This is a genomic window from Gardnerella sp. KA00390, from assembly GCF_049244075.1.
Lineage (GTDB): Bacteria > Actinomycetota > Actinomycetes > Actinomycetales > Bifidobacteriaceae > Bifidobacterium > Bifidobacterium vaginale.
Genome location: NZ_CP058372.1, coordinates 1,508,549 through 1,522,031, shown reverse-complemented (window position 1 = coordinate 1,522,031; position 13,483 = coordinate 1,508,549). Strand labels below are relative to the sequence as shown.

General features: G+C 41.9%; 10 protein-coding genes and 4 tRNA genes. 13 read left to right on the top strand and 1 reads right to left on the bottom strand.

Annotation, left to right across the window (positions count from 1 at the left end):
- Nucleotides 1–158 precede the first annotated feature (158 nt).
- The 10 genes from HXT53_RS05980 (at nucleotide 159) to fdxA (ending at nucleotide 7,206) form a co-directional block, all read left to right on the top strand.
- On the top strand, nucleotides 159–1,202 hold the full coding sequence (locus tag HXT53_RS05980; RefSeq protein ID WP_162861399.1) for a hypothetical protein: 1,044 nt from the start codon (nucleotides 159–161) through the stop codon (nucleotides 1,200–1,202).
- Nucleotides 1,203–1,394: 192 nt separating this feature from the next.
- Nucleotides 1,395–1,688, top strand: a complete 294-nt coding sequence (gene groES / locus HXT53_RS05975) for a co-chaperone GroES (RefSeq protein ID WP_004114319.1) — start codon at nucleotides 1,395–1,397, stop codon at nucleotides 1,686–1,688.
- A gap of 148 nt (nucleotides 1,689–1,836) precedes the next feature.
- Nucleotides 1,837–2,931 (top strand): histidinol-phosphate transaminase, encoded by a 1,095-nt coding sequence (gene hisC, locus HXT53_RS05970; protein ID WP_020759942.1) that lies wholly within the window; start codon nucleotides 1,837–1,839, stop codon nucleotides 2,929–2,931.
- Between the two features lie 128 nt (nucleotides 2,932–3,059).
- Nucleotides 3,060–3,141: transfer RNA gene (locus HXT53_RS05965), tRNA-Tyr, on the top strand.
- A gap of 1 nt (nucleotide 3,142) precedes the next feature.
- Nucleotides 3,143–3,214 (top strand) — tRNA-Thr (locus tag HXT53_RS05960).
- Nucleotides 3,215–3,218: 4 nt separating this feature from the next.
- A tRNA-Met gene (locus tag HXT53_RS05955) sits at nucleotides 3,219–3,292 on the top strand.
- A gap of 50 nt (nucleotides 3,293–3,342) precedes the next feature.
- Complete coding sequence (rpmG, locus tag HXT53_RS05950; protein ID WP_004114322.1) at nucleotides 3,343–3,513, top strand: 50S ribosomal protein L33; 171 nt, start codon at nucleotides 3,343–3,345, stop codon at nucleotides 3,511–3,513.
- 88 nt (nucleotides 3,514–3,601) lie between these two features.
- Nucleotides 3,602–4,885 (top strand): FAD-binding protein, encoded by a 1,284-nt coding sequence (locus tag HXT53_RS05945; RefSeq protein WP_032841263.1) that lies wholly within the window; start codon nucleotides 3,602–3,604, stop codon nucleotides 4,883–4,885.
- Between the two features lie 213 nt (nucleotides 4,886–5,098).
- Complete coding sequence (locus HXT53_RS05940; protein ID WP_421780183.1) at nucleotides 5,099–6,730, top strand: APC family permease; 1,632 nt, start codon at nucleotides 5,099–5,101, stop codon at nucleotides 6,728–6,730.
- 155 nt (nucleotides 6,731–6,885) lie between these two features.
- The gene (fdxA, locus tag HXT53_RS05935; RefSeq protein WP_004131685.1) at nucleotides 6,886–7,206 is read left to right on the top strand and encodes a ferredoxin; all 321 of its coding nucleotides are present in this window, start codon (nucleotides 6,886–6,888) and stop codon (nucleotides 7,204–7,206) included.
- Here the strand turns inward: fdxA and dinB are convergent.
- Nucleotides 7,203–8,534, bottom strand: a complete 1,332-nt coding sequence (dinB, locus tag HXT53_RS05930) for a DNA polymerase IV (RefSeq protein WP_421780181.1) — start codon at nucleotides 8,532–8,534, stop codon at nucleotides 7,203–7,205. The two genes, fdxA and dinB, sit on opposite strands and share 4 nt — an antisense overlap.
- 127 nt (nucleotides 8,535–8,661) lie before the next feature.
- Between dinB and HXT53_RS05925 the strand changes: the two genes are divergently transcribed.
- The 3 genes from HXT53_RS05925 (at nucleotide 8,662) to HXT53_RS05915 (ending at nucleotide 13,330) form a co-directional block, all read left to right on the top strand.
- The gene (locus HXT53_RS05925; RefSeq protein WP_060785857.1) at nucleotides 8,662–9,600 is read left to right on the top strand and encodes an EamA family transporter; all 939 of its coding nucleotides are present in this window, start codon (nucleotides 8,662–8,664) and stop codon (nucleotides 9,598–9,600) included.
- Nucleotides 9,601–9,718: 118 nt separating this feature from the next.
- Nucleotides 9,719–9,805: transfer RNA gene (locus tag HXT53_RS05920), tRNA-Ser, on the top strand.
- A 333-nt stretch (nucleotides 9,806–10,138) separates the two neighbouring features.
- Nucleotides 10,139–13,330: a peptidase gene (locus HXT53_RS05915; RefSeq protein WP_421780179.1), complete on the top strand. Its 3,192-nt coding sequence runs from the start codon at nucleotides 10,139–10,141 to the stop codon at nucleotides 13,328–13,330.
- Nucleotides 13,331–13,483: the final 153 nt, after the last annotated feature.

Sequence of the window (13,483 nt, the reverse complement as noted above, 5' to 3'; positions counted from 1 at the left end):
AGATGCAGTAATTTGTAAAAATTTAATGTAATAATTCCTATAATTGCGACACGCCGAATTGATTTTGGCTCTTCACATCCGTAACGCACTTTATATTTATACGTATGGGTTATGAATCGGTGAGTGCGTTAATTGTATTAATCATCATCATAGCCTTAATGTTTGGTTGGTTGCCTAAGCGCACTGTTAACAGCATGAAGTCAATGTTGGAACACAGCGAAGATAGGTATTCACCTTCGCTGCATATTGTGGATGAGCGTAGTGCTTCGCTATTCCATGAGTGTAGTGGTGCGATGGCGAAAGGGGTTGGAATGCAACCGTCAGAGAAGCGATCGAATAAAAATAAGAACACTAAAAATAAGAGCAATAAGTCAAAGGTGTTAAGAGATAATTTTACTCCGCAACATGTGGCTCGTATTCGTGCTCTTCGTCGCGCTGCGGTTCGTCGTCGCCGTATTTTGGTTTTTTCGCTTGTTTTCTTGACACTTGTGGTTCTTGTAGCTGGTTTGTCTGGATTATATTCTGCTTGGTTCGCTCTTATACCATTCGCTATGGTGTCAACAGTTCTTTACTTTGGCTCTATTGCGGCAAAGCATGCGCGAGATTGGGAAGCGCGCGTTGCTGCTTATAACAAATCTGCTGGAGTGCCGCAAAACTATGGTAAAAAAGGTTATGGCGAATCTAGTGAATCTATTGTGGAACCAGTTTTTGATGCGATTGTCAATTCTGTTGTAGCTCATGAAGAAGAGTATCAAAATTATTCATCAGGTTCTGTTACACAATATTCGTCGAATACTCAAGACAATACAGAAACTTCTGTTATGCAGCAGCGTGAAATTAGTATGGCTTTAGAACGCGTCAATTCGCAGAATGCTAATGGTTATGTATCTGCTGGTAATCAGTCATCGTCTTTGCCTGATGTATCTGATTCTTCTGGCGCGTCTGATTCGTCTGAATCTCATCAAGATTTAATATCTTTCTCGTTTGGGTCTGATTCTACAGAATCTTCTTCAAATGACAAGAATAATGGTCCGTTAAGCTTGGAAATAAAGTCCACTAAGCAGGTTGCTAAGGCAATTTCAGCTAAAAAACCGCTTTCTACTAAAGAAGCTTCCGATAATAATGTGGAACCACCAGTTATTACTGAAGATTCATTAGGAAAAGCTGATTTGCGAGATGTTTTAGCTCGTCGCACTGCATGAAAATAAGTTTAAAAGTAGATTAAAATACACATATTTTTAAAAAATTTTCCAAAATTTTAGCACTCTAGTTGGTAGAGTGCTAAAAACGCGCTATTATAAATCACAGTGCGCGATAGTTTTGACGTGATCGTCAGCCTCGTCAATATTATTTGTGCGAATAGTTACATTTCTCTTAAGAAAGAGGTGGCGACAGTGTCGATTAAGCTCACACCGTTGGAAGATAAGATTATTGTTAAGCAAGCTCAGGCAGAAACTCAAACTGCTTCTGGCTTGTATATTCCAGATAACGCTAAGGAAAAGCCACAACAGGGCGAAGTATTGGCTGTTGGACCAGGTCGTCGCGACGACAAGGGTGAGCGCATTCCTATGGACGTTAAAGTTGGAGACAAGGTTCTTTACTCCAAGTATGGCGGCACAGAAGTTCATTACGAAGGCGAAGATTATTTAATTGTTTCGTCTCGTGACGTTCTTGCAATCCTTGGCTGATTTTTGATTAATTGTTTGGTTGATTGCTTTGCTAATCGCTTGTAATTAATCAAATAATATTTGAATCTATTTAACGCTGAAAATAACGGTTCGCCGCTGTTTTCAGCGTTTTTGCTTAATTTGTTTAAGACGCGACTATTATAAAATCATGGATTACAAACACCGCAGTATTCTAGATAGTTTGCCAAATTACAAGCAAGGCAAACCAGCGCCCGCATTAGACGGCATTCGCGCATATAAGATTTCGAGCAACGAAAACCCATTTGAGCCGTTAGAAAGCGTAAAAGACGCTATTTCTAACCGCGCGCTTGGTGTTATTAATCGTTACCCAAATATGCGTGGAACAGAAGTTGTAGAAGAGTTAGCTAAAAAGTTTAGCGTTACTCCCGATGAAGTTGTGCTTGGCTGCGGCTCCACGGAGGTTATTACGCAGCTCGTAGACTTAGTTGCGGGTCCTGGAGACGAAGTTATATACCCTTGGAGAAGCTTTGAGGCATATCCAATTATTGTTACGGGTGCTGGCGCTACAAGCGTTAAAATTCCTAATCGCGCAGATGGGTCGCACGATGTGGACGCAATGATTGATGCAATTAATGAGCGCACTCGTCTTGTTATTTTGAACAATCCAAACAATCCTACATCCGCGCAACTTTCTGATGAGGATGCTAGAAAGGTTTTGGATGCTGTATCAAGCGACGTCTTGGTGCTTATTGACGAAGCGTATGTGCAATTTAACAACGCAAAAGGCACGGCAGATGGCATGCAACTTTACCGCGAATATCCAAACGTTGTTGTTGCTCAAACATTCTCTAAGGCATACGGTTTAGCTGGCTTGCGCATTGGATACGCTATTGGCGCTGCAGATGTTGTAGACGGCATGAGAAAAGTGGCTGTTCCATTTGGAGTAAGCCAAATTGCACAAGTGGCTGCCATTGCCTCTTTGGAACCTCAAGCGCTTGTAGAGATGCGCAATCGCGTAGATGCGCTTGTTAAGGAGCGTAATCGCGTTGTAAGCGGTTTGCGTGAACAAGGGTGGAATATTGTCGAGCCGTACGCAAACTTCTTCTGGATGCCGTTTGGTGAAGACACAGAGCGAGCTAATCAGCGTTTTGTTGATGCAGGTCTTTCTGTGCGAGCTTTTGCTGGAGAAGGTATTCGCATAACAATTGCGGAAACAGAAGCAAATGACCGTGTTCTTAAAATATGCGAGTCTTTAAAGAAAGATGGTTTTTCGCTTAAATAATCATATTTTTGACTGCATTTAGATGCGGTTTTTGCCTTTCGGCGTGTCTTAATCTTGCATTAGTCTCGCGTTCGTGGCAAAATAACAAAGTTGCCGTTTGGAGATATTCTTCTCCGTTCGGAAACATTGGCGGGTTACCAGAGCGGCCAAATGGGACTGACTGTAAATCAGTTGCTTCGTGCTTCAGTGGTTCAAATCCACTACCCGCCACGCCTCGATAGCTCAGTGGTAGAGCACTTCCTTGGTAAGGAAGAGGTCGTGAGTCCGATTCTCACTCGAGGCTCTCTGGCGGGGTAGCTCAGCTGGCTAGAGCGTACGACTCATAATCGTAAGGTCAAGAGTTCGAGTCTCTTCCTCGCTACAATGGCCAGCAGGAGTTGGTCAACACACAACATTCTAGAGGTGAACGAAATGGCAAGTAAGAGCGCAGACATCCGTCCAGGCATTACGCTTGCATGCACGGAGTGCAAGGAGCGTAATTACATCACGACGAAGAATCGTCGTAATACGCCTGATCGTCTCGAGTTGAGCAAGTTCTGCCCACGTTGCGGCAAGCATACTCTCCATCGCGAGACTCGCTAAGCGAGTGAGCTTCGGCGAAGTTTTGTAGCTTTATTTACCCCGCGTTTTGCGGGGTTTTTTGTTATTTAGTGCTGTTAGGATTAGGCATATGAGTATGCAATCATCCTTATCGAAATCTGATAATCCAACTTTCGCAGACCTTACAACAATTGGGGTTGGGGGTAGTATTGCTCGTTTTGTAGAGCCTAATAGCAGGGTGGCTGTTATTGAAGCTGTAGAAGATGCCGATTGTGCGGGATTGCCATTGTGTGTTATTGGTGGTGGATCTAATATGCTCGTTAGCGACGAGTTGTTTAACGGAGTTGTTGTGCGCGATGCTCGGCGTGAAATTTGTGTTTTAGATGAGGCGGCTCCTAGCGAAGATGGCGTTGATAAGGATAGTGGAGATTGTTTAGTTCACGTTAGTGCAGAAGCAGGATGCAATTGGGATGATTTTGTATCGCATACGATTCAGCTTGGCTTAGAAGGCGTAGAAGCGCTATCTGGTATTCCTGGAACTGTTGGGGCATCTGTTGTGCAAAACATTGGCGCATATGGTGCGGAAGTGGCGCAAAGCGTTGAATGTGTAGAAGTTTGGGATCGTAAAGATAAAACAACTTTTTATATGAATCTTGCGGATCTTAAGTTTGGATACCGCACGTCTGTTCTTAAAAAAAGCATGTATAAGGCGCCTGGTGTTGCTGCCGATTGCTTCTTCCCAACGCCTAGATATGTTGTTTTATCTGTTACTTTTTGCTTAAAGCATTCAAAAACGGGTGTTGTGGCTCATTCTCAGCTTGCTCACGCGCTTGGCGTGCAAGTTGGCGATAGGATGGAAACATCTAAGATTCGTCGCGAAGTTTTGCGCGTTAGAGCGTCTAAGGGCATGCTTGAAGATGCTATGCGTTACGCAAATAAGTGGATGTGCTACGCAAAAAGCGAGAGCGGTGTTGAGTCTGCGATTAGTCTTCAAAATGAAGACTATGTTTGTGGAGATTTGTTAGACGGCGATTCTAAGTATGCCGATCGTCATAGTTGTGGAAGTTTCTTTATGAATCCGATTTTGACAGAATCTCAGGCAGATTTGCTTCCAGAAGACGCTCCGCGATTTGACGCCACTTTGCCAGATGGATCTAAGGGTGTTAAGACTTCTGCCGCATGGCTTATTGATCATGCAGGATTCCATAAAGGATTTAGGCTTACGCAAAACAATGGTATAAAAAGTGAGGCTGGGTTGTCTTCTTTGCATACTTTGGCATTGACCAATCGCAATAATGCAAAATGCAAAGATATTGTTGATTTAGCACACAAAATCATAGATGGTGTTTATGATTCTTTTGGCGTAAAACTCGTTCCAGAGCCTGTACTGATCGGCATTAACTTAGATTATTAATGTAAGTTGTTAACACAAATTTAGCATAATTTAACATAATAAATTGCGATTTGTGTTGTGATTTTCCGCTAGACAAAGTACTATGCTCTTTTAATATCGTAAAAATTATTGTTTAATAGCACTTAATGTGTGTTGAACCGTATTTTTTGCGATTTATAACATATAACCCCTTATATGGAATGTTTTAGACGTAGTTTTAGAGAAGGTTGGATTATGCAAATATGGAGAAAAAAGTCTGTTGAGCAGACTATTGCAGAAACAATGGATGGTGATCGCCATCTTAAGCGCACGCTAAATTCTTGGGATCTTGCGGTTATGGGCGTAGCGGTTGCTGTTGGCGCTGGAATCTTCTCTGTTGGCGCTCAAGCAGCTGCATTCCATGCGGGACCAGCGGTGATTATTAGCTTTATTATTGCTGGAATCGTTTGCGGAACGGCTGCAATGTGCTACGCTGAGTTCGCTTCGATGATTCCTGTTGCAGGATCTGCATACACCTTTACGTACACAACAGTCGGCGAGCTTATTGCTTGGATTATTGGCTGGGATATGATTCTGGAAATGCTTATGGCAGGATCTGTTATAGCCAAATATTGGGGCGTTTATCTTAACGATTTAATGCATTTGTTTGGTCTTAACGTATCTACTTCGGTAAATATTGGCGGTTTTACTTTTGATCTTGCTCCAGTAGTTATTGTTGCGTTCTTTACGATTATGCTTGTTGTTGGAACAAAGCTTTCTGCTCGTTTTGACGGTGCTTTAACAATCTTGAAGATTGGCATTGTTCTGTTTGTTGTTGTTGTTGGATTCTTCTACATTAAGGCTTCTAACTTCACTCCATTTGTTCCACCTGCAACAGACGTTGCTAGCGTTAAGGGAATTCACGTTTCTGGCACTATGAGCCAGCCGCTTTGGCAGTGGGTTACTGGCATGCAGCCAGCTGTTTACGGCGTTACGGGTATTCTTTCTGGTGCAGCACTTGTGTTCTTTGCATTTATTGGATTTGACGTTGTTGCAACTACGGCAGAAGAAACTAAAGACCCACACAAGAACATTCCTAAGGGCATTGGTCTTGGTCTTTTGATTGTGACTGTTCTTTACATTCTTGTTGCTGTTGTTACAACTGGTATGGTCTCTTACAAGGATTTGGCTAAGCAAGAGGCTCCTTCGCTTTCTACGAGCTTTGAGCTTGTAGGCGCAACTTGGGCTGCTAAGATCATTTCTCTTGGCATTGTAATCGGCTTAACAACTGTTGTTATGGTTCTTCTTTTGGGCCTTACACGTATTGTGTTTGCTGTTAGCCGAGATGGTTTGCTTCCACGTAGCTTCTCTAAGGTTAGCAAGCGCGGAATCCCTGCACGTATTCAGATTGTTTCTGGCGTTGTTGTTGCAATAATCGCTTCTACGTTAGATATTGGAATTCTTTCCGATATGGTGAATATTGGTACGCTTTCTGCGTTCTTGCTTGTTTCTGCAGGCGTTCCTATTATGCGTATGCGTAGACCTGATTTGCATCGATCCTTTATGGTTCCATGGAATCCAGTTCTACCTATTTTCGCCGCGCTTTCTACGTTCTGGCTTATGCTAAACCTTTCTGTGCTTACATGGATTCGTTTTGCAATCTGGCTTGCAATCGGTTTTATTGTGTACTTTGGATATTCTTACCGCAATTCTTTGCTGGGAAGGCAACTTCGTAAAGCTAAGAAGCTTGGTGTTCCAGTAGAAACCTTGTTTGCGCAAGATGCTGCTGCTGCAGAAAAAGTTGCGGAAGGTGAGTCGGAAGATCAAGCGCGAGCTGAGGCTGCTCAAGAGGCGGCTGTTGGGTCTGCTCAAGAGGATGCTCAATAGGCTTTTGCTTTGAGACGTTGATTTCTTGAGACGTTAATTTAACTGTATTGAGTCGGTATGTGATTACGCATGCCGACTCAATGCGTTTTGCACTCGTAACGTGAACTATAATAGAAGAGTTAGTTTATTTTTGAGTGTGAAAGGGTGCGTTTGTTATGCCTTACGTTATTGCAGAGCCATGCGTTGACGTTAAAGATAAAGCGTGTGTTGACGAGTGCCCTGTTGATTGCATTTACGAAGGCGACCGCACGCTTTACATAAACCCTAACGAATGCGTTGATTGCGGTGCGTGCGAGCCTGCGTGCCCAGTAGAGGCCATCTTTTACGAAGACGACGTTCCAGAAGAGTGGGAATGGTATAAAGACGCTGCTGTGGAATACTTTAACAAGCTTGGAGATTTAGGTGGTGCGCAAGAAGCTGGCCCATCTGGTTGGGATGAGGATCGCGTAGCTGCTCTTCCTAAAAAAGATGCTTAAATGCCCATTTGAGCAGCATTCTTACCATACTTTTTTCTTACTGCATCTAATACGTGTTCTGCGTGACTTATTCTTGCATGCGTATTTTTTATTGCGTTTTGCGCAATTTCTGTTGAATTTTTACGCATGCTACTTATAGTGTTTTCTCTTTCGTTCTCTTCTAATATGTCGCTAATCGTAGGCTGAACAAGCGCTTTGCTTTTATCTACAAGATTGCTTACGCTAACGCCAGCAAGCCTGACGGAGCTTAGTAAACAAATATGACTTCCGCCTAATTTATGGTCATGAACTGTTGGATTTACCGATTCTAGTAAATCGCAAGCATGCTTATAAATCTCTGGAGCGCAATCGGTTACGTTTCTTAATGTTTTGCATCTTGTTGCATAGTGCAAATCGCTGAATCGCAATTTTAACATTACTGTTTTTGCCATTATGTTGCGATTGCGTAATTCTTGCGCCACTTCGTTGCAGCAGTGCCTGATCAGGTTTTTCACTGCTGCAATATCTGTGGTGTCTTTATCAAGAGTGCTTTCTGTTCCAATGGATTTTTCTGGAACGTGGGGCATTACTTGCCGTGTATCAATTCCGCGCGAAGTGTTATAAAGCATTCGCGCAAGAACTTTAGACCCAGCAACTCGTTCCAAAGTCTTCTCATCTACACTTCTAAGCATCTCAATGCTGTTTATTCCCCACATAGCTAGTTTTTTAGCAAGCGCGGGTCCTATTCCTGGTATTGCTCGTAATGGCATTATTGAAACAAAGTCGGCATTGCGATTTTGGGGGATAATCAGCATTCCGTTTGGCTTTGCGTTCGTTGACGCCATTTTTGCGATCAGCTTATTTGATGCAATCCCCACAGAGCAAGTGATGTGAAACTTGCGCGCGACTTCGCTTCTTGTCCACTCACCTATGGCGATGGGCGTTTTCCAGCGTAATAACGCTGAGCTAACGTCCATGTAACACTCGTCTACAGAAACCTGTTCAACTTTATCTGTGATCTTTGAAAAGACCTCCTTAAAAATCCTAGATGAAATGGAAACGTAATATGGCATATCTACCGACAAGAAAATGCCATTAGGGCACAATCTTCGTGCTTGCGCTGTAGGCATAGCGGAATTCACGCCATACTTACGTGCTTCGTAGCTGGCTGCCGAAACTACGGAGCGCGAGCCTGTACCAATAATCACAGGTTTGCCAAGTAACCTAGGATTACGCGCCGCCTCGAGTGATGCATAAAATGCATCCATATCGATATGAAGTATTGTGCAGCCAGACGCATTGCGCCCCCAATCGCGTTTAGCTGCATTAACTCGCGGTGCTGTGCTCATGAATTTATAGTAGAACAAACGTTCGATTTTGTGCAATAGCGTGTCGCAATAAGTTTACGAAAAATAAGTGTAAAATACGCAAAATAACTACTGGCAAATATAACTACTGCCGTGTAGGGTATGCTTTATGAAACAAATCATAGTAAACGCGCTAAATCGCATGCCTGTTTTGCTAATCGTTGTTGCAGAAGCTGCAACGGTCTATCTAGCAACGTCTATAGCAAAAGTCGCGTTTAGCCAGCTCGATCCGCTATATTCTGTGTGGTATCGCGTTGGGTTTATGTCTTTGTTTTTGCTTGCTTGGAGAAGACCTTTTTCGCGTAAAAAGCGCGCTCGCAACTCTCTTCCTAAAACGTTAAAAGAATGGGCAATTGTTGTTGCTGTAGGCATTTCTGTTGTTCTTATGAACACAATGTTTTATTTAGCTATTAGTTGCATGGCTGTGGGGGTGGCTGTAACTATTGAGTTTGTAGGGCCTTTAATGGTTGCTGTTATAACTGGTAAAACATGGCGTGAGCGCGTTGGTATTGTTATTGCGGCTTGCGGAATTGTGCTTCTTGCAAGCGCGTCTATGCATTCTAACGAAAGTCCGCATTTTCTTGTTGGATTAGTGGCAATTCTTATTGGCGGATCAATGTGGGGAATGTACATTGTATCTGGGCGTATGCTTGCAAGAGGTTCTAATGCAATTGACAGAGTTAGTATAGCTATTTTAATTGGTTGGCTTTTGCAGTCGAGTGTTCTTGGAATCCCTGCAATTTTGCATGTTGTGCATCCTAAATCGAGTGCAACTTGGGCTGCTCAGCCTTATGGATCTTTGAAACTTCTTGGATTAATGGTTGTTATTGCGATTTGCGCGTCTTTTATTCCAACTCTTTTAGACCAGGTTTTGCTAAAGCGTGTATCTTCGGCAAGATATTCAGTTATGCAAGCGCTTTACCCTGCGATTGCGGCGCTTGTTGGCATGGGATTTGGTGAAATGCCAACGTTGATTGATGTTTGCGGAATGGCTTTAGTTATGTTGGCTGTTGTGATTACATTTTCGGGAGATCACAATCCCGCATAAATACTGTTGCGCGTTATATAAGCTTCTTTTGTGCGTTTGGTGTGTCGCTTAAGCATTGTGCACGTCCTCAAGAGGTGATATAGTTTGAACCTGTTGCTATCTTGAATAGTTACAAAGTGGAGTCATGCCTGAGTGGCCGATAGGGGCACCCTGCTAAGGTGTTAGTCGCGTAAGCGGCTCGAGAGTTCGAATCTCTCTGACTCCGCGGTTTAGCTCTAAATCGTTGAAAAATCAGCGGTTTAGAGCTTTTTGTTTTGATTTTTGGCCTATAACCCATAATCCGATTCACTGTATTCCCTGTATTCCCACTTAATCGTTGCAAATCGCCAGCAGCCGCCGTAATTGTGTGTAATTGTGCACAATTGTGTATAACAATGTGGATAACTACCCTCTAAAATAGCCTTTAACCACATTGAAAGTTTTTTATTTACAGATTGAAATTCCTAAATCATAGTTAGAGCATGAGCGAATTTTTCGTTCATCGTGGCTAGCAAAAACGTTTGTCACGTTAGAGAAAACAACGTTTTAAGGAGTTGATATGGGAAAACATGGATGTAAAGGGATTCCAATCTTTTTACGCAATAAGCGCACGCGAATGTTCTCTTTACTGACAGCGTTGCTGGCGACTATTGCAATTGTTGTTGGTAATGGCGCAATAAATGCTGCTTCTGCGGATATTTTTGCTCAATACTATACGTATAGTGATGCCTGTTCAAAAGTGAGTCCGAGCAGAAAAATTGTAAAAAAAGATGATGATGGTAATTACGTATTTTGCATTAATACGGGATCAACTGTAAAAGCTGATTCCGATTGGAGAGATATTCCGCTTGATGTTAACAATATTAATGAAATCACAGCAAGAATAGCTAAGTCTGCTATTGAAAATGATTTTACATCCCGAATGGAGGCTGCAGCATATTTAATTCATGAACATTATGATGAAGATAAACGCGGGTGGGAAGAAGCGAAGCGTAGGGGATTTGATGGTGCGTCTAACTTAAAGGAAGATGCAGAAAAACTATGGAACGAAGTAACCCAAAAAACGCCTAAGGGTATGGGATTCAAAATACTTGACCCTTATGCTACCTACTATGCAAGGAGTGGAAGGGTAGTTATTGATACACAGGGTGTTGATGAAAGAAATGTTACATATGACAGCGAAAATACAAAATTTAAAGTTACTGCAGTAGGCGATAAGTTGCGTTTTATAAAAGATAAGAAACAGGTTAAAGAGGTTAAAGATCACATTGGATCTTATAGTACGTTGTATGGAATTGATTGGGTTGCAACAGGAGAAGGTGAAGCAGAAATTAAGGGTGAATACTACATTCCATATTTGCAAAGAAAAGATATAGGGAATGGAGCAGCTTTAATACGAGTAGCAAAAGATGAAAAAGTCAAAGAATTTACAAATGTATTAACAGAGAGAGCGCACAGAAAGTTCCAGCCCTCGCTTTCTTCTAAGTCGACTGTAAAAGAGTTGAAAGTAGGCGATTCTGTAGAAGATACTGTTACTTCGTCGCTAAAGAATCCTACTGAAGGTGAGTGGGTAAGTGGTAAAGACGTTCGTGCTCGCGGATACTACTTTGTTGGTTCTTATAACGATATTATGAAAAAACGCGAAAATAAAAAAGACAAAGTAGAAGAGTATATAAAGGAACTACGAGAAGATAAGAATATTCGTCAAGTTGCTGCAGCTGATGTTTATTTTTCGGGAGAAAATCAAGAGGTTAAGGCGGTTGCGCACGAAGCAAAAGGTGACTTATCTAAAGATGAACTTGCTAGCGCAAAAGTTTATAAAGTGAACAAAGACGATGCAGGATTATTTGGAACGTGGGTTTGGTTTATTGATCCCGGAAATCAAAAAGACGACGTTCGAGAGTTTATTCCAGGAAAGTTTGTTGAAGAATTTGGAAACGTAAATTCAACAGTTTCGCATAAGGCAAAAATATCGATTGAACATGTTAAGAATCTAAAAAACAAAGATACAAATGACGTTTCGGATGCGATAGTTGTTAGTGGTGTTCCAAAAGACTACGGAAAATTTGATGGAAATACCGATTATGGGTTTAGTAAAGATGCAAAGATGAACATTCGTCTTTGGTGGGTTGGAAACAAAGATGGTTCAATGAGCAACGAAAATATGGTAAAGCTTGTTTCCAGCTCTGTAGAAGAGCCTAAAGAAGACGAAAATCATAAGAAAATAGATTCATGGGATGTTCCATTGCGTAATGGAACTTACACGCTTGGGAACGGCAAGATAATTCTTACTCATAACGAGTCTAATGGCAAAGAAGCTGGCAAAGAATCTGGCAAAGATAGCGATAGTGAAGATAACAAGGGCAGTGAAGATAACAAAGAGAACAGAAGTGCTGAGAATAAAAAAGAAAAGTTTGAAAAAGTTGGAGATATGATCGATCTTTTAGACGGCAATACGGCTAAAAGTGGAATGTATGTTTTTGTTTATGAATTCCCAGGTTCTTCTAGAGCGCAAGAGTTTAAGACGTCGTTTAATAACGAAGATAGTAGAAGCTTCTTTGATAGAAATAAGCCTGTTACTGTGACTGTTAATAAGGCGGAGAATGCTGGTGCGAAGGGTGAGCCTGGTAAGGGTGAGCCTGGAAAAGAGCAGTCTGGTAATGCGAATCCTGTGAAGAGTGAGCCTGGTGTGCAAAAGCCTGGTGGTTCTAGTGAAGATCCTGGTAAGCAAGATCCTGGTAAGCAGGATAATCCTGGAGGTTCTAGCGAAAAGCCTAGTAAACAAGATCCAGATAAGAGCGAGCCTGCTGGTAGTGGAAATGTTACGGGTAGTGAAGTTGATCCAAAGACGTCTTCTAGTGGTGGCGTTGTAGATAATATTATTTCAAAGCAGAATCCGCAGAATCCGCAGAATCCTCAGAATCCGCAAGGTTCTGGTGTGCAAGCTGGCAATAATAATCAGTCTGGTAGCACACAGAGTTCTGGGAAAAACGATCCTGGTAAGCAAGATCCTGGTAAGCAAGATCCTGGTAAGCAAGATCCTGGTAAGCAGGATAATCCTGGAGGTTCTAGCGAGCAGCCTGGTGGTACACAAGGTTCTAGTGCGCAGAATGAAGTTGCTGGCACACAGTCTGGCAGAGCGCAAGTTGGCAACAATGCGCAATCTGGTGTAAACGCTGGAGCGAATAATAATACGCTCGGTGCGCAAGTAGATGCTGGAACCAATAATACAGTTCATCAAAATGCAGATGCGACTGGCGATAGTAATCCTAAGAGTAATCCTAAGAGTAATGCTAATAACGATAAAATTAATGAAAAAAACAATAAAAAAGATGATCAAAGTAATGTTAAGACGGATTCTCAGCATAAATCTGAGCATATTGCAAGTAAGGAAGATAGCAAGGAAGGTAAATATACAGCTACTAAATCAGGTACTATTCAGAGAGGTGATTCTAAGAAGGTTGATACTTACCAAAGTGCTACTCAGCAGGGAGATTCTAAACAGGGAGATTCTCAGTATGGAGGTAATCAACAAGTAAGCGACTCTAATGTAGAGCAGAATTCGCAGTCAAATAATCAATATGCAAGTGGAACAAAGAATTCAAAACGACGCCATGCTCGTCTAGGTGCTAATGTTGGGCATCTAGTAACAACTGGCGTAAAAGTTGAAACAACATTAATGTTCTCTCTGGCTATATTGCTTATTGCAGGATCTGTGATTTTGGCAAAACGCGTAAGTTACATTGCATAAAATCTCTCATAAAATATTTGATTCATATGTGCATAAATTTGTAAAACATGTATGTTGAGATATATTAATTGGGATATATTTAAAACAGATAAGAATAGTTGCGTTGTATAATATGCATAATTTATTCTATAAACATAGCTTTTTGGCGCTTAT